The organism is Thermaerobacillus caldiproteolyticus, assembly GCF_015326725.1.
Taxonomy (GTDB): Bacteria; Bacillota; Bacilli; order Bacillales; family Anoxybacillaceae; genus Thermaerobacillus; species Thermaerobacillus caldiproteolyticus.
Genome location: NZ_CP064060.1, coordinates 514,960 through 530,980 on the forward strand (window position 1 = coordinate 514,960; position 16,021 = coordinate 530,980).

Genomic DNA, 16,021 nt, shown 5'->3' on the forward strand with positions numbered 1-16,021 from the left:
AGCTTGCTCCGGGGTGTCAAGCACTTCAATGGTGAACTTTGACAGCCAAACTTGCCGCTTTGCTTTTCTTATTTACTGTTCTCGTGATATGATTATATTGGAGGTGCGAAATTCACGTGATGATTGCAACGCTCGAGCGGCTCGAGATTTTAAATAAAGCCGAGTTATTGGGAAAAATGATTGTTCAGTCCGAATTGGCCGAGCAATATCGCCACTGCTTGCAACGATTAAAGAGTGATCGCGTTGCCCAAGAGCTTATTGCACGTTTTACAAAAGCGAAAGAGCGATATGAGGAAGTGCAACGCTTTGGCAAATATCATCCTGATTACCACACGGTCATGAAAGAGATACGTGAGGTGAAAAGGGAGCTTGATTTTCATGAAACGGTAGCCGCTTTTAAAAAAGCGGAAAACGCATTGCAATCGTTATTAGATGAAATTAGCGTGTTGCTTGGAAAAGCTGTATCTGAGCAAATCAAAGTGCCGACAGGAAATCCGTACTTCACTTCATTATCAAGTTGTTCAGGCGGGTGCGGAGCAGGAGGAAGTTGCGGCTGTCGCACATAAACATAAAATAGATCTATGTCGAAATGCAATGACAAAAAGGGGAATGGGTGTATGTTTCCAAGACGTCAAGGGATTATTGTTTGGTTATATTCACTAAAACAAAGTAAACATTTAAGAAAATTTGGTAATATCCATTACGTCTCCAAGCGGTTGAAATATGTTGTGTTATATTGTGATATGGAACAGGTCGATGACATCATGAAAAAGATTTCTTCACTGCCATTTGTGAAGCAGGTAGAACCTTCTTACCGTCCATTTTTGAAAATGGAGTTTGAATCAAAAGGAGATCATGAAAAGGAACATGATTACAAATTAGGTTATTCCATAGAGCAAGGCTGACTTTCTTCTAGAAAGTCAGCCTTTTTAAATAAGAAAAGTATAACTTTAAAAGGCGAACTGTCTAGCACAAGCGCTCGACCAATTTATTTTTTGAATCGGCATGATGCAAAACTTGCGCAAATTATGACTTGAAATGCGATGTTTAAGCAGTTTGGGGTGACAAGCTGTCTCGCAGGTAACATTACTCATTGTGGGAGCTAGGATGGAAACATTTCGCCATTTTGCCCACAGGACGTAGGCAAATGGCGAAATTGGGGAGCTTCCGCTTTTTTTATTGCAGTGGTGGGATGAATCGGTTCATTCGCATAATACCGATTAAATGCTGGTAATAGAGGTCAACTTCTGCAAAAAATGTTGATGGTTTTACTTCCAAGTGAATGATTTCATGCCCCAGTTCTTTCGCTAATTCCGCAAATAGTTCATATCGTTTATTCGGCTTGACATATGGATTAGGAATGCCCTCGCGACAAATATATAAAGGCTGAAACTCTCCCGGATCAGTGGGATGCAGAACCACGACACAAGACGTTACTGCTTGTCCGTTTTTTACCGTGTGGAGAGCAAAAAGTCCTGATAATCGATGGCGATTTGCTTTGGCCAGTTCGATGAGTTCATAAATATCCGAATACCCTTCCCCCAGCTCAATAAAGCGTTGAATCATGTCATGTCCCCCTTTCTACCTTATTACTTTATCATTGATTATAAAAAATGAAAATGTTTCTGAACAAAATTCGACATTTTGTGCAATTTCTCTATGACGATCCATTTATTTTTTGGTATCTTATCAGTAAGAAATGAATACAGCAGAGGAGCCTGAAATGGTAAGAGGGACTTTGATGACAATTTTTTTGCTTCTAGGAATTAGTGGTGTGGCTGTTTACTGGCAGTGGCACGATTATACACAGGCTAGCAAGGAAAACAACGTACCCTCGCTTGTTCACGATATCGATATTCGCGGTGTGGCTAATCACCTTGAGATTACACAGACGATAAAAGGGTTAGCTGACGAATCATACGATATCATACTGCCAGATAGGGCAAAACATCTTTCGTGTACAGACGAAGAGGGAAAAGCATGTACGATTACTCAGCGAAATCAAACATCGCGTATCAACGTAGACGGCCGTGACCAAATTGAATTTCGCTATGTTATTCCATTGCCATCATCTTCGAAGCCACTCTGGCTTGAACATTGGTCAGTCCAAATTCTTTCGAAACAACCGCAGCGTTTCCATGTTCAGCTCGTTGATTTGACAAGAAAAAATGGAACATGGATAGCCGGTGCTCCGCTTATAGGGAGTTTAGAGCGCGAGTGGTTTACGTTGTATGTATGGGCACAAAAACAAGTTGTTTCGTTTCCGCTTTATTTTGAACCTTTGAAAGTGGAGAAAAAAGAGTACGGAAATGTGGAAGTGTATGCGCGAAACAACGTGAGTATCAATGACTGGAATGCCTCGAAAGCAAGGAATTTCGCTCATGTTCCTTCGTTGACGGTTGTTTTTTCTAAGTTTGCGGACAAACATATTTCACCGACACTTATGGTCGTTCCGGAGACGGAATCACTTACGTTGATGGAAGCGCCATATCTACGCTCTTACTATGCCTCTTACTTTTTACCAAATGGAGCGATGAATGAATGGGTGGCCGATATGCTAACGTCATTAGCCATCGGAAAACAGGCTACCACACCACAAGCAAAAGCGATTTTGCATCATTTTGATGAGCAACTAACAACGAAAGAAAAAACAGCGTTTTTCCGTCTCGTTTTAAAACAAAAAGGGGAAAGAGTTACCTCGCATATGCTTGATGCAGCACTAAGTAAGGCGTATGGAGAAAGAACAACATATTTTAGCGATTTTGTTAAAAGAGGGGAATCCGTTCCTCTTTTGTGGACGAAAGAAGGAACGTTATATGTAAATAATGTTCCGTTGAAACAGAGCAACGTCGTCATCCAAAACGAGGACATTTTATTACCGATTGTAGAAGTAATGCGTGCACTAGGGTATCGTGTCGAACGTTCTGGTGCAGAGGTTTTTATTGAGAAACAATATAATCGTTGGCGTTTTTTTGTCAATTCTTCGCTTTATATGGAAGGGAATGATACATTCGGAACATCTTCGATTCTTGTTCGCGATATCAGGGGAACCCTGTATATGAGCGCTTCTATAATACAGCAATGGTTCCCTGTTTATGTAGAAGAAACAGCTCGTGACGTTTATGTAAGTGGATCGTAAGGTAAACAAGACATAGTTGAAAAAAAATCCCTGCAGTCTCCTGCAGGGGCCTTTTACGCTTACTTGTTCCCGCGCATCAAAAGGAACGCGTAAGCCAAAGGAAAAAAGGGAGAGGAGAAACCGGAGGAAGAACTTATGGGGAAACGTAAGTCTTCTCCGTGGTTGGCAACAACACCCATATGGATGTTGTCACTACTCATTATGACCAATGAATTCATTTATATACATTCGATATGCGATTTTTTCCGATGTTTAACTGTTTATTATGATCATTTGCAACGTGACAAAGTGGTATTATAGAGAAGTTTATGGTAGGATAGGGATGGCAAAATGTCAAACACGTGGTGAGGATGATGAGAGTCATTTCTGGAAAGTGTAAAGGTAGACCGTTGCAAGCGGTTCCAGGTATGTCAACAAGACCGACTACCGATAAAGTGAAAGAGGCGATTTTTAATATGGTAGGCCCTTATTTTTCCGGGGGAATGGGCCTCGATTTATTTGGTGGTAGCGGTGGTCTTGGAATTGAAGGATTAAGCCGTGGATTAGATCGCGTGATTTTTGTTGACCATGATATAAAAGCGGTACAAACGATTCGAAAAAATGTAAACACATGTGGATTAGCTGCACAAGCTGAAATCTATCGAAATGATGCGGAACGAGCATTAAAGGCGATTGTAAAACGCGGATTGCGATTTCGACTGATCTTCCTCGATCCGCCTTATAAAGAGCAAAAGTTGGCATCATTGATTTCATTTATCGCCCAACATTCGCTTCTTGAATCAGATGGTATGATTATTGCTGAACATGCCCACGATATCGAGCTTCCAATGCACATCGAAAATGTAGCGAAAATCAAACATGAAATTTATGGAATTACCGCGGTTTCGATTTACGGTTATGTGAGTGAAGAGAAAGGGGATTAGAGACATGGCGAGCATTGCGGTTTGTCCGGGAAGTTTTGATCCGGTAACATATGGACATTTAGATATTATTAAGCGCGGTGCAAAGGTGTTTGATCAAGTGTATGTGGCAGTGCTGAATAATTCTTCTAAAAAACCGCTGTTTTCTGTCGAAGAAAGGATGGAATTATTAAGAGAGGTAACAAAATCACTTCCGAATGTGACGGTTGAGTCATTCCACGGTCTTCTTGTCGATTATGCCCGCAGTAAAAACGCCAATGCGATTTTAAGAGGGTTGCGTGCGGTATCCGATTTCGAATATGAAATGCAAATTACTTCGATGAATCGTGTGTTGGATGAAAATATTGAAACATTTTTTATGATGACAAACAGCCAGTATGCGTTTTTAAGTTCAAGTATCGTAAAGGAAGTGGCCAAATATAACGGCAACATTTCCGAACTTGTGCCACCCGTTGTGGAGCAGGCGCTTCGTCAAAAATTTGCTGTATCCTGTTCTGATCAATGATAGGGACTTTGAAAAAGAAAGCTGACTTACAAAGATCGCCTTTGAGCGATCTTTTGAGTCAGCCTCTTTATTGAACGATTTCTTTTCGCCATTTTGTTGCGAGTAATAATACGTAAACAAATAAACAAATAATAGTAATCAGCGGGCCATAACGGGTTAAAAATTGCCAATATTCCAATAGCCATATAGGAGCATGATTGGTTAAAAATACGGGTGTTGCTCTCATACTTTTATCGACTGTGTCAAAATGAACGTAGAGCGGTTTCCATAATAAATATGTAAGGCAAGCAGCAAAGCAGCCGTGCATCATTCGCGCAATAAAGAACGGCTGAAACCGAATATTAGCTTCGGCAAGAATACTCGCCACTTGTGCTTGTACAGAAAAGCCACCGAATGCGAGAATAAAACTTGTTACAATCGCTTTTTCTAACAAATGAGCATGTTCAACTTGGCTAATCATTTGGGTGCCGAGCGTAATTTCAAATAGTCCAGAAATAACAGGGATGCTGAGTTCTTTTGGAAGTTGAAATATGTTCAGAATATATTGGAGGATAAAAGCGATTCGCTCTGTAATATGAACCATGTATAGAAGTTTGTTAATGACAGAAAAGAGAATAATAAACCCACCAATCATTAATAATGTTTGAATAGAAGAGCGTACGGCGTCACCTAGCAATTTTCCTAGAGGCTGCTTGTTTTTTAGGCGTGTTTCATGCAACACGCGAAAAGCGGTACGAAGTGAAAAAGGATGTGTGTTTCTCTTGCTGCTCGTTTTTTCATGAGATTTACCATGAAATCGCATGAGCAGTCCGACACAGATGTTGCCAATATAGTGCGATAGGGCGAAAATGATTCCAATATGAGGGTTATGAAAGAATCCGATGGAAACCGCCCCGAAAATAAATAAAGGATTCGACGAGTTAGTGAATGAAGCAAGTCGTTCCGCTTCGATGGTAGAAATTTGCTTTTCTTGATAAAGGCGAGCGGTTAGTTTTGCTCCTGAGGGATAGCCAGATGCCATTCCCATTGCCCACACAAAGCCGCCGACACCGGGAACTTTAAACAGCGGGCGCATGAGCGGTTCTAATAAGACACCAAGCAAATTGACAACTCCGAAGCCGATGAGCAGTTCGGAGACAATAAAGAAAGGCAATAGCGAGGGAAAAACGACTTCCCACCACATATTTAAACCGCGGATCGACGCTTCGAGCGATTGTTGCGGATAACAAATGAGCGAAGCTGCAAATAATGTTACAGCTAAAGCTAAAAAGACTGTTTTTGCCCTTTCCTTCATATGCGGTTTGCCTCCCGATCACGAAGTTTGTTCACATGCGCTCTCCCCTTTCTCTCAGTACGATGTACAACCTCATATAGTTTAATATACGAGTATAGGGGATCATTTTAGACCATAAGATGAAAAAGGATTGCGAACGGAGGGAGACAGACGTGAATCCAAAAATCGGCTTGGCATTGGGCTCGGGGGGAGCGAGAGGATTCGCTCATTTAGGTGTGATTAAAGTGCTTGAGGAGGAGTGCATTCCGATTGATTATATAGCAGGAAGCAGTATGGGGGCACTTGTGGCGGCATTATATGCCAGCGGATTAGGCATTGATCGCTTATATAAATTAGCGAAAGCGTTTAGAAGAAATGATTACATTGATGTAGCGATCCCCAAGATGGGGCTTATAGCGGGGAAACGAATTAAAGAATTTATTCGTTTATTAACCAAAGGAAAAAACATTGAAGACTTAACGATTCCGATCGCTATTGTGGCGACGGATGTTCAAAGAGGAGAAAAGGTTGTTTTTCGTCGCGGTGATGTCGTGGGTGCGGTGCGAGCCAGCATTTCCATTCCGGGCATTTTTGTTCCCGAAGTTATCGATGGACGCATGTTAGTCGACGGTGGAGTGATTGACCGCATTCCTGTTTCCGTTGCTCGCGATATGGGAGCAGATCTTGTTATTGGTGTCGATGTTTCACATGTCAAAGTGAATGAGCCGATTACATCTATTTTTGATGTCATTTTACAAAGTATTGATATTTTACAAGATGAACTTGCCCGTTGTCGCGAAATCGCCTCGGATGTTATGATTCGACCGCATGTGGAACAATATAGTTCGCGCGCATTTACACATGTGGAAGAAATTATTGAGATTGGCGAGGTAGAAGCTCGCAAGCAAGTTGATAAAATTCGTCAAGCCATTGAACATTGGAAGGAGAAGCAACATTCATGAAAAAGAGAACGTATGTGATTACATTTTTGTTTGGAGTTATCGCGGCATTTCTTTTCATTTTTCTCCAACTCCCTTATTACGTGACGATGCCGGGAACAGCCCAAGCTCTTGAGCCGCTTGTTCATGTCAAGAATGGGGATCACGATAAAGGGAGTTTTATGTTAACGACGGTCAGAATGGGCAGGGCGAATCTCTTTTCTTATTTACTAGCGCACGTTCGGCCGTATTATGAACTGTATCCGCTTGAAGCAATTAAACAAGAAGGAGAAACAGATGAAGAATATACGTTTCGTCAACTTCAATTGATGGAGCAGTCGAAAGAAGCCGCGATTACCGTAGCGTATAAAAAGGCTAAAAAACCGTTTTCTTATCAATCGCGGGGCGTCTATGTCATGGGGGTTTTGCCGAATATGCCGGCGCAGTCATTTTTAAAGGTGGGCGACCGCATCAAACAAATTGACGGAAAACGGATGGAAACATCAGAACAGATGATTACCTACATTCGCACAAAGAAAAAAGGTGATCGTGTTCATGTGACATTTGAACGGGATGGAAAAGAAAAGACCGTTACGCTTTCGCTTGCGCCATTTCCACAATCACCAAAGCAAATCGGGCTAGGAGTATCGCTTGGGGATGATTATGATATTAAAACCAATCCTCCTGTTCATATTGATTCCGAGAAAATCGGCGGACCGTCTGCAGGGCTGATGTTTTCGCTGGAAATTTATAATCAATTAGTAAATGAAGATATTACAAAGGGGCATAAAATTGCCGGAACAGGCACGATCAATATGGACGGGGAAGTGGGACCGATCGGCGGAATTTCACAAAAAATCGTCGCTGCTCATGAAGCAGGAGCCGAAATTTTCTTTGCCCCAAATGAGCATGGAGCAAAAAATTCCAATTACCGTGAAGCGCTCAAAACGGCAAAAAAAATCGGGACAACCATGAAGATTGTTCCCGTCGATACGTTTGATGACGCGCTTCGTTATTTAGAAAAACTAAAATAAAGTTATCGGTGGGGTCGCATATTCTTCTTTTATCGCTTTTGAGCGAATCGCCTCTGGAAAAATAGCGGTATAGGCAAATACCGCTTTTTTTTCTTGCTGATAAATCGGATGAGGCTCTAACCGTGATACATTCGTCACGAGCGGTAATGATAGCTGTTTTTTGATTGTCTGTAAATAACGCCGTCCGTTGCTGCTCATGCCGAGTAAGCGAATGTAAGTCGGTTTTTTCATTTTCGCCATTTGTTCTTTTGTAAAATTGGTTAAAATGTGGGTGCACGTTCGCTGCAAGCGTGTCCATGTGTAGCGTTTTGTTTTCATCGAAGTCATAAGTTGAGAAAAGGTTTCCGCCTCGATAATTGCCTGTTTGAATCGATGTTCTAACCCTTCATCGACATTAGCGATACGCTGTAACTCACTTTCTTCCATTGTCAGGATGCGATATTTTAGAAAAGGAAAATAACGTTCCCAATCATGGAATGTGCCGTATGTGAAATAATATTGCTCTAACAGTTGCTTTGTATATGAAGGAATGTACGACGAAATCGTTTCAAGGCGTTCAATAGAGCCGCTCAGCGCTTTTCGTAAGCTTGTGGCGCTGGCGATCGACGGATGGGAAAACGTTTCATCATGATAACAGGCAGCAATGCGCGGAATGGTGCGCGGAACGATTGGATGATGTTGTTCTAAAATCGCTTTGACGTAGGAAAAACCAAGGATATTGTTTGGTTTTGTGACATCAAGTTTGTCTAGATGTAATTGATTCCAAGCTAGAGTGTTCGCTTGCGGATAGTTTATCCCTGTCTGGAGCGCCTGCTGAATGTAGATATCATATTCGTTTTGTTTCTCTAAAAGCGTTTTAGCCGCTTCAATAAAGGGTTCGATTTTTCCGCTTTCGCTTCCGAAGCAAATTTCATCACAATATAAAGCAGCAAGCAATGCGACTGCTCCACTCGCAAACGTTTCCGCAGACTGCACAGCGAATGCATAAGGCAATTCAATCACGAGGTCGACCCCAGCGAATAAAGCCATTTTCGTCCGCGTCCATTTGGAAACAAGCGCGGGTTCACCACGCTGCAAAAAGTTCCCGCTCATGACAGCGATGAGGCAATCGGCTTCGGTTTGTTTTTTTGTTTCTTGCAGATGGTACAAATGACCGTTATGGAACGGATTATATTCAACAACAATTCCAACCGCTTTCATTCCTCTTCCCCCCTCATGTCTACAGAGAGTATTTTTCGTCGAATCGTGATAAATTGTAAGTAAACTGACAACAATTATACTGTAAAGAAAAAATATTGACAAACAGGGAAAGGGAACGTATAATTTTCTTTGTTGCCTTGAGGTGATTTTAATGAAATGGTCTATTCATCAACTTCATCAGTTGCAAAATAAAGGACTAGCGATTCACGAAACAGTGGATGTGTCAGATTTAAAGCAAATCGACAATCTCATTCGCGAGATTTCACCCGTTCATGTCGAAGGAAGGGTGGATATTGGCGCGACGAAATTTACGTTTCATTTGACGATTGAAGGAACGATGGTATTACCTTGTTCCCGTACGTTAGTCGATGTCCATTATCCGTTTACAATTCATACGACAGAAACATTTTTTCTCAATGACTATGATGTGACAACTGATGAAGATACGCATTTGATTGAAGGAGAAACGATAGATTTACTGCCGATTGTGAAAGAACTGATTCTCCTTGAGATTCCGTTACAAGTATTTTCGGAAGAAGAAAACGTACAAGGTGGGGCGCCACAGTCGGGAGCTGGCTGGGAAGTCATTACTGAAGAGCAAGCAAAGCAAAAAATCGACCCTCGCCTTGCTAGTTTAGCGAAGTTTTTTGACAAAAAGGAAGAAGAGTAAGCGAAGTACCGGCATCATCCGGCCTTCATGATATTTCTAAATCCTATTAAGGAGGTGGAAAGAATGGCTGTACCTTTTAGAAGAACATCAAAAACGAAAAAAAGAATGCGCCGTACGCATTTCAAATTGCAAGTACCTGGCATGGTAGAATGCCCAAATTGCGGTGAAATGAAACTAGCTCACCGCGTATGTAAAGTTTGCGGAACTTACAAAGGAAAAGAAGTGGTAAACAAATAATGATGAAAACAAGCACAAGGAATCGACTCCTTGTGCTTGTTTTTTTGCTCATATCAGAATCATTTATAGTTTGCTTCTTTTTTGCGGTGAACGGTCTAATTCTAGCGTCCGAATTACGTTCGCTTTTTGAAGCGGTATTAATGCAAAATTTGCGCCAATCATAACTTGAAAAGTAATGTTTGAGAGCCCTGAGGTTAAGCCAGCCCTTTCCGAAGTGCAAGCCACTTCTATGTGGAAGGAATATTTGCCCGTCATGGGAGCCAAGATGACGAATTGGGGAAGCGTGTGCTTTTCTTATCTTTTAAGAAGGAAAATAGAGAGCTGCTGCCAAAATTATAGGAGAAGGGAGGAGAGGAAATGGGAGCGATTTTGTTAGAGCGCGATCGCAATGGGATTGTCTGGTTTACCATTAATCGACAAGAAAAGAGAAATGCGATTAACTACGAGGTCATGGACGCGTTACAAGAAACGATTCGCATGGTGGAAAAGAGCGATGAAGTAAAAATTCTTGTCATTACAGGAGCTGGTGATCAAGCGTTTTGTTCGGGTGGAGATTTAAGTGAGTTTCACCATTTGCATGCGAAAGAAGAAGCATATCATATGCTAAAAAAAATGGGAACGATTTTATATTCATTATTAACCGTTTCTAAGCCGACAGTAGCTCTTATTAACGGTACGGCGGTGGGCGGTGGTTGCGAACTGGCAACTGCATGCGATTTTCGCTATGCAAGGAAGGGAGCCAAAGTCGGCTTTATTCAAGGAAAATTAGGGATCACAACCGGATGGGGCGGGGCGACGATGTTATTTGAGAAGTTGCCATATACGCGGGCTCTTGATATTTTGCTGAGAGCGGAATATATGAGTGTGGAAACGATGTACGAGTATGGCTGGGTTCATTCTCTTTTATCCGGAGAAAATATAACAGAAGAGTGCCGTAAGTTGCTTTCCCCGTATTTAGCTCAGACGGTTTCTGTTTTGCGAGCATATAAACGAGCAGCAGCAGAGAAGTGGAAAAACGATGAGTTTCGTGCTAGATTTTTTTCTGAAGTCACTCGTTGTTCCATCTTGTGGGAGTCGGAAGAACATGAAGAAGCGGTACGCGCTTTTTTGGATAAATCATAATTTTTTCCTTCTATCTTTTCTACTAGTCGCATAAATATAGTGAAAAAAGCGACTAGAGGAGGAAGAAACATGACGAGTGTACGTCAAGATGCATGGACGCAAGATGAAGATTTATTGTTAGCAGAAACCGTATTGCACTATATTCGTGAAGGGGGGACACAGCTTCAAGCGTTTGAGGAAGTCGGGCGCCGCTTGTCACGGACAGCGGCTGCTTGCGGTTTTCGCTGGAATTCATATGTGCGAAAGCAATATAAAGAGGCGATCGAAATAGCTAAAAAACAACGGAAAGAAAAGAAAAAAGAAACGGTAGCTAGAGGTGGCACAGAGGGGTTGATATCGGCAGCTGATGCCTCTCAAAAACGATTAACATGGTCAGATGTCATCGCTTTCCTGCAAACCTATGAACAAGCGGCTGTTGACTACCAGCGAATCGTTGACGAGAACCGAGCGTTAAAAAAAGATATGGAACAATTGCAACAAATGGTGACAAAACTACAAGCTGAAAAAGAAGTGTTACAAAAAGAATTAGCTACGATTCAAGAAGATTACAACTCACTCATTGGCATTATGGAGCGAGCACGAAAAATGGTTGTACTAGAAGAAGATGAACATGCTAAAAAAGTAAAATTTCAACTAGAGCGAAACGGGCATCTTGAAAAAATCGAAAAGTAATGAGGAAAAGCTGATCGATTTAGATCAGCTTTTTTCTATTAACGTATAGATTTATGATTTGATAAAATAGGCATGGGAGTGGATTGGAGGAAAGAGAGGAAAAAGAAACATGAGAGTAGGAATTGTTGGAGCTGGAGCGATTGGCCTCCTAACGGCTGCGTATTTGCATGATAAATATGACGTGACAGTATATACACGCCGGCACATGCAAGCCAATGTGCTGAATGAACAAGGGCTTTCTCTGGTCAAACAAGGCCAGCAACGAACGATTTCAATTCGTGCTAAGCTATTGGATGATGAACTGATCACGGATGATGTTGTCATCGTTGCTGTAAAGCAATACGATGTTGCCTATGTCATTGAAAGATGCAAACAGCTATCGGGCGTGGAAACATTCATCTTTTTGCAAAACGGAATGGGACATGTGCGTTTATTGTCACACTTAAAAACGCGGAACATTGTGTTGGGGGTTGTCGAGCATGGAGCCCTCAAACATGACGACCGCACTGTTGAGCATACTGGAATGGGCAAAACGATTCTTTCTTTGTTTCAAGGAGAACTTGGAAAAGCCGAGCAATTGCTGATGACGCCGATTCCTGACTTTCCGTTTCACTATGCGGATGATTGGGAGGAAATGTTAACGAAAAAACTCGTTGTGAATGCTGTAATTAATCCGTTAACTGCCTTATTGCGTGTCAAAAACGGAAAATTACTTGAAGTGAACGAATATCAAACAATGATGGAACTATTGTTTAGCGAAATCAAAACGGTGCTAGCGCTTCCGAATGAACAAGAAGCGTGGGAACATATCGTTAGCATATGTCGAAAAACGGCGGGCAACCGTTCTTCGATGTTAACAGATATTGAACAAGGACGGAAAACTGAAATTGACGGGATTTTAGGTTATGTCATTGGGAAAGGACAGGAACGCGGCATTCCGACACCGCTTAGTCAATTTTTATTTTATGCGATAAAAGGACTGGAAGGGAGGAAGGGGAATGGGTGACATCGTTGCTCACGTATTAGCGGCGTTGGTGACGATGCCGTTGCTTGCATTGTTTCTCACCTATGTTCTGGCGCGAAAGTGGGTAAAGAAAAAGAAACGAGCGTTTTATTTCGCCATTAATGTATCAACCCTTTTTTTTATTGCCGCTGTTCATTTTTTAATTATGGCTCTTTGGGGCAAATCGTATTTATGGGCGATTGTGATGTTTCTATTGGTGGTAAATTTTTTGTTTACCATTGGTTATTGGAAGAAAAAAGGAGATTTACATATGAGAGTCATATTTCGCCTGTTTTGGCGGTTTAATTTTCTTCTATTTTTCTCCCTTTATTTCAGCTTGCTTGTCTATGGAATGATTATGCGCGTATCTAGCAATATATAATTGGTTGAGCGCATGTTTTTTCATTTATAAAAAGAAATGCTATACTCATGGGAGGAAAATAAGCAAGAACGAGAAAGGGAGTTTACAGACATGGAGATGTGGGAAATTTCTTTACCAGCAACAACACCGTTAGCAACGGATTATATAAATGGGACATTTCCGCTCGAAACGGGATTCGTTTATTCGTTTCAGGAAGAGGATGTGTTTCGGAGGCGGGTGCGTGAACTAAAAGACAAAACGTATCCGCGTCGTGAGTTAGTCAACTATTTGCGTTCCTATCATGAGAGGTTTCAAGCAAGTCCGCAAACATTGCGAAATATCGAAAAGCTGCTTGATCCGTCTAGTGTTGTCATAGTCGGAGGGCAACAAGCCGGCTTATTGACGGGGCCGCTTTATACGATCTATAAAATCATATCGATTTTGAAGTTAGCAAAAGAACAGGAGAAGGCGTTAGGAGTTCCGGTTGTTCCGATTTTTTGGATCGCCGGAGAGGATCACGATATCGCTGAAGTTGATCATCTTTATGTTGTTGAAGAAGGAAAAATTAAAAAGCGAACCTACCCGCATTCTGTTCATGAAAAGAGGATGGTCGCGGAGGTGCCTATTGATCAACAAGCCTGTTTACAATGGATTCAACAAATTGTGGAGACGTATGGGGAAACCAATACGACAAATGAAATGCTCGATTTTCTTGCGCGTTGTTTAGATGAGGCGAAAACATTTGTTGATTTTTTTGCTTTCATTGTGTTGCGTCTGTTCGCTTCCGAAGGGTTGGTTGTCCTTAACGCTGCTGATGAAGCGCTAAGGAAGATCGAAAGCGACTTTTTCGTCACATTAATCGAGAGACATAATGAAATCACAACGGCGGTCTTGCAACAACAACATCGCCTAAAGCAGATCGGTTATGAAAAAACACTTGAGGTATCCCCGCAATCAGCCAATTTATTTTATTATGATGGCCGCGAGCGGTGGTTGCTCGAATGTGACGGGCAAGAAGGCATGTTCCGCAGCAAAAAAGGTGACATCGTTGTATCAAAAGATGAGTTAATATTGTTAGCAAAAACGAACCCGTACAGATTAAGTAACAATGTTGTGACACGGCCGCTTATGCAGGAATTTTTATTGCCAACTTTAGCGTTTATTGCAGGACCTGGAGAAATTGCGTATTGGGCGGAATTGAGAGAAGCGTTTGCGCTGTTGGGGTATACAATGCCGCCTGTCGTTCCGCGCCTCCATATAACCATGGTGGAGCGATCAATTCACACAGATTTATACGAGGTTGGCTTGACGGTTCTTGATGTTTTGCACGGTCGCACCGAACAGGCGAAGAAGGAATGGCTATCGCGTCAAGTGGATTATTCGCTTGGTGACGTGTTTGCTAAAGCGAAAGCTGATATCGAGACAATTCATCGACCATTGAGGGAAATCGGAATGGAGATTGACCGCGGTTTAGCAGATTTATTGACGAAGAATGCCGCTCTTGTTCAATCGCAAATCGATTTTCTTCAGCAAACATTGCAGCGTGCCATTGAAAAGAAATATGAAATCGAGCTGCGAAAATTCGCCCGCATCGAAACGTCGTTATTGCCGAATCAAGCGCCACAGGAGCGAATTTGGAACATTTTTTATTACATAAACAAATATGGTTTTGATATTATTGACCAATTGATGAGCTTAACATATACGTGGAATGGTACGCATAAAATTGTTTATATTTAACAGAAAACGTCGAAAAGAAAAGTCCTGTTTCATACAGGATTTTTTTTTATAAACGAGAATAGTACAGAAAGAACAATTCGTGGAAATAAAAGTAAAACGAATATTCGTTCTTATTGGCTGAACTTCTGGACGGAATGCGACACAAATAAACACAATAAGACGATTTTTTACAAAAAACACCTAAAAATTTGTTTCATTTTACGATATAATAAATAGACGGTCACTTACATAGACAGCATGAAAGATAAAGGTGGTGAGACTGTGTTTGAACATACAACAGTCTTGTTAAAAGAAACGGTTGATGGATTGCAAGTCAAACCGAATGGAATTTATGTAGACTGTACACTCGGCGGTGGAGGGCATAGCGAATATTTGCTCTCACAACTGTCAGAAGAAGGAAGATTATTTGCGTTTGATCAAGATGATGTGGCAATAGAGCATGCGAAAACCAAGTTAGCACGCTATGAAAAGCAAGTGACGTTTATTAAAAGTAATTTTCGTTTTTTAAAAAGAAAATTAGCTGAGTATGGCATTGATCAAGTAGATGGTATTTTGTTTGATTTGGGGGTGTCTTCTCCGCAACTCGATACACCTGAGCGCGGATTTAGTTACCATCACGATGCGCCGCTTGATATGCGTATGAATCGCGATCAGTCACTAACTGCTTACGACATTGTCAACACGTGGTCGTATGATCAACTAGTACACATCTTTTTTCACTATGGGGAGGAAAAGTTTTCGAAACAAGTAGCACGGAAAATTGAGGCGGCTCGAAACCAAAAGTCTATTGAAACAACGGGAGAATTAGTGGAAATCATTAAAGAGGCTATTCCGGCCCCTGCACGAAGAAGCGGCGGGCACCCAGCAAAGCGAATTTTTCAGGCGATCCGTATTGCTGTTAACGATGAACTGCAGGCCTTCAAAGAGGCAGTTTACCAAGCGATTGATTTGTTAAAACCAGGTGGGAGAATTAGCGTTATTACGTTCCACTCTCTTGAAGATCGCATTTGTAAACTTGCGTTTAAAGAGGCAAGCGAAGGACCAAAACTTCCTCCGGGGTTGCCAGTTATTCCTAAAGAGTATCAGCCAACATTAAAGCTCATTACGAAAAAACCGATCGTTCCTTCCGAAGAGGAAGTAGAGACAAATCATCGTGCACGTTCGGCGAAGCTGCGCATCGCTGAAAAGCTATAAGAGAGAGTAGGAG

The 16,021-nt window shown here is 41.7% G+C and carries 19 protein-coding genes; 16 read left to right on the plus strand and 3 right to left on the minus strand.

The window, feature by feature from the left end; translation table 11 throughout:
• The first annotated feature begins 116 nt into the window (after positions 1-116).
• Together ISX45_RS02760 and ISX45_RS02765 are read left to right on the plus strand one after the other, a co-directional pair.
• Positions 117-566 carry a YlbF/YmcA family competence regulator gene (locus tag ISX45_RS02760; RefSeq protein ID WP_308806371.1) on the plus strand — a complete coding sequence of 150 codons (450 nt, stop codon included), beginning with the start codon at positions 117-119 and terminating at the stop codon, positions 564-566.
• A 51-nt stretch (positions 567-617) separates the two neighbouring features.
• Entirely contained in the window at positions 618-905 is a 288-nt protein-coding gene (locus ISX45_RS02765; RefSeq protein WP_181555040.1) for a YlbG family protein, read from the plus strand.
• 271 nt (positions 906-1,176) lie between these two features.
• Here ISX45_RS02765 and ISX45_RS02770 read toward each other — a convergent pair whose 3' ends face one another.
• Entirely contained in the window at positions 1,177-1,566 is a 390-nt protein-coding gene (locus ISX45_RS02770; protein ID WP_181555039.1) for a DUF7147 family protein, read from the minus strand.
• 175 nt (positions 1,567-1,741) lie between these two features.
• On the opposite strand from ISX45_RS02770, the gene ISX45_RS02775 reads away from it, so the two are divergent.
• The 4 genes from ISX45_RS02775 to coaD all read left to right on the plus strand — a co-directional run bounded on the left by ISX45_RS02775 (position 1,742) and on the right by coaD (position 4,564).
• Positions 1,742-3,139, plus strand: a complete 1,398-nt coding sequence (locus tag ISX45_RS02775) for a hypothetical protein (RefSeq protein ID WP_181555038.1) — start codon at positions 1,742-1,744, stop codon at positions 3,137-3,139.
• 135 nt (positions 3,140-3,274) lie between these two features.
• Positions 3,275-3,439 carry a hypothetical protein gene (locus ISX45_RS02780; protein WP_181555250.1) on the plus strand — a complete coding sequence of 55 codons (165 nt, stop codon included), beginning with the start codon at positions 3,275-3,277 and terminating at the stop codon, positions 3,437-3,439.
• A gap of 53 nt (positions 3,440-3,492) precedes the next feature.
• Complete coding sequence (gene rsmD, locus ISX45_RS02785) at positions 3,493-4,062, plus strand: 16S rRNA (guanine(966)-N(2))-methyltransferase RsmD (RefSeq protein WP_181555037.1); 570 nt, start codon at positions 3,493-3,495, stop codon at positions 4,060-4,062.
• Positions 4,063-4,066: 4 nt separating this feature from the next.
• Positions 4,067-4,564: a pantetheine-phosphate adenylyltransferase gene (gene coaD / locus ISX45_RS02790; RefSeq protein ID WP_181555036.1), complete on the plus strand. Its 498-nt coding sequence runs from the start codon at positions 4,067-4,069 to the stop codon at positions 4,562-4,564.
• A 67-nt stretch (positions 4,565-4,631) separates the two neighbouring features.
• On the opposite strand, the gene ylbJ is transcribed toward coaD, so the two are convergent.
• Positions 4,632-5,858 carry a sporulation integral membrane protein YlbJ gene (gene ylbJ, locus ISX45_RS02795; RefSeq protein ID WP_194519922.1) on the minus strand — a complete coding sequence of 409 codons (1,227 nt, stop codon included), beginning with the start codon at positions 5,856-5,858 and terminating at the stop codon, positions 4,632-4,634.
• A gap of 152 nt (positions 5,859-6,010) precedes the next feature.
• Here ylbJ and ISX45_RS02800 point away from each other — a divergent pair, with 152 nt between their 5' ends.
• A complete protein-coding gene (locus ISX45_RS02800; RefSeq protein WP_194519923.1) occupies positions 6,011-6,799 on the plus strand; it encodes a patatin-like phospholipase family protein in 789 nt (262 codons plus the stop codon).
• Positions 6,796-7,809: a SepM family pheromone-processing serine protease gene (locus ISX45_RS02805; protein WP_181555033.1), complete on the plus strand. Its 1,014-nt coding sequence runs from the start codon at positions 6,796-6,798 to the stop codon at positions 7,807-7,809. Before ISX45_RS02800 ends, ISX45_RS02805 begins: the two co-directional genes overlap by 4 nt.
• Here the strand turns inward: ISX45_RS02805 and ISX45_RS02810 are convergent.
• A complete protein-coding gene (locus tag ISX45_RS02810; RefSeq protein ID WP_181555032.1) occupies positions 7,801-9,009 on the minus strand; it encodes a nucleotidyltransferase in 1,209 nt (402 codons plus the stop codon). The genes ISX45_RS02805 and ISX45_RS02810 overlap by 9 nt on opposite strands.
• A 151-nt stretch (positions 9,010-9,160) precedes the next feature.
• Between ISX45_RS02810 and ISX45_RS02815 the strand changes: the two genes are divergently transcribed.
• The 8 genes from ISX45_RS02815 (at position 9,161) to rsmH (ending at position 16,008) form a co-directional block, all read left to right on the plus strand.
• Positions 9,161-9,679, plus strand: coding sequence for a YceD family protein (locus ISX45_RS02815; RefSeq protein WP_181555031.1), 519 nt, complete (start codon positions 9,161-9,163; stop codon positions 9,677-9,679).
• Between the two features lie 63 nt (positions 9,680-9,742).
• The gene (rpmF, locus tag ISX45_RS02820; RefSeq protein WP_181555030.1) at positions 9,743-9,916 is read left to right on the plus strand and encodes a 50S ribosomal protein L32; all 174 of its coding nucleotides are present in this window, start codon (positions 9,743-9,745) and stop codon (positions 9,914-9,916) included.
• Positions 9,917-10,273: 357 nt separating this feature from the next.
• Positions 10,274-11,038: an enoyl-CoA hydratase/isomerase family protein gene (locus tag ISX45_RS02825; protein WP_194519924.1), complete on the plus strand. Its 765-nt coding sequence runs from the start codon at positions 10,274-10,276 to the stop codon at positions 11,036-11,038.
• Positions 11,039-11,107: 69 nt separating this feature from the next.
• The gene (locus ISX45_RS02830; RefSeq protein ID WP_181555028.1) at positions 11,108-11,710 is read left to right on the plus strand and encodes an RsfA family transcriptional regulator; all 603 of its coding nucleotides are present in this window, start codon (positions 11,108-11,110) and stop codon (positions 11,708-11,710) included.
• A 109-nt stretch (positions 11,711-11,819) separates the two neighbouring features.
• Entirely contained in the window at positions 11,820-12,716 is an 897-nt protein-coding gene (locus ISX45_RS02835; RefSeq protein WP_194519925.1) for a 2-dehydropantoate 2-reductase, read from the plus strand.
• Positions 12,709-13,095: a DUF3397 domain-containing protein gene (locus ISX45_RS02840; protein ID WP_194519926.1), complete on the plus strand. Its 387-nt coding sequence runs from the start codon at positions 12,709-12,711 to the stop codon at positions 13,093-13,095. The genes ISX45_RS02835 and ISX45_RS02840 overlap by 8 nt, the downstream gene beginning before the upstream one ends.
• 90 nt (positions 13,096-13,185) lie before the next feature.
• A complete protein-coding gene (gene bshC / locus ISX45_RS02845; protein WP_181555025.1) occupies positions 13,186-14,814 on the plus strand; it encodes a bacillithiol biosynthesis cysteine-adding enzyme BshC in 1,629 nt (542 codons plus the stop codon).
• A 261-nt stretch (positions 14,815-15,075) separates the two neighbouring features.
• Positions 15,076-16,008, plus strand: a complete 933-nt coding sequence (gene rsmH / locus ISX45_RS02850; protein ID WP_181555024.1) for a 16S rRNA (cytosine(1402)-N(4))-methyltransferase RsmH — start codon at positions 15,076-15,078, stop codon at positions 16,006-16,008.
• Positions 16,009-16,021 lie beyond the last annotated feature (13 nt).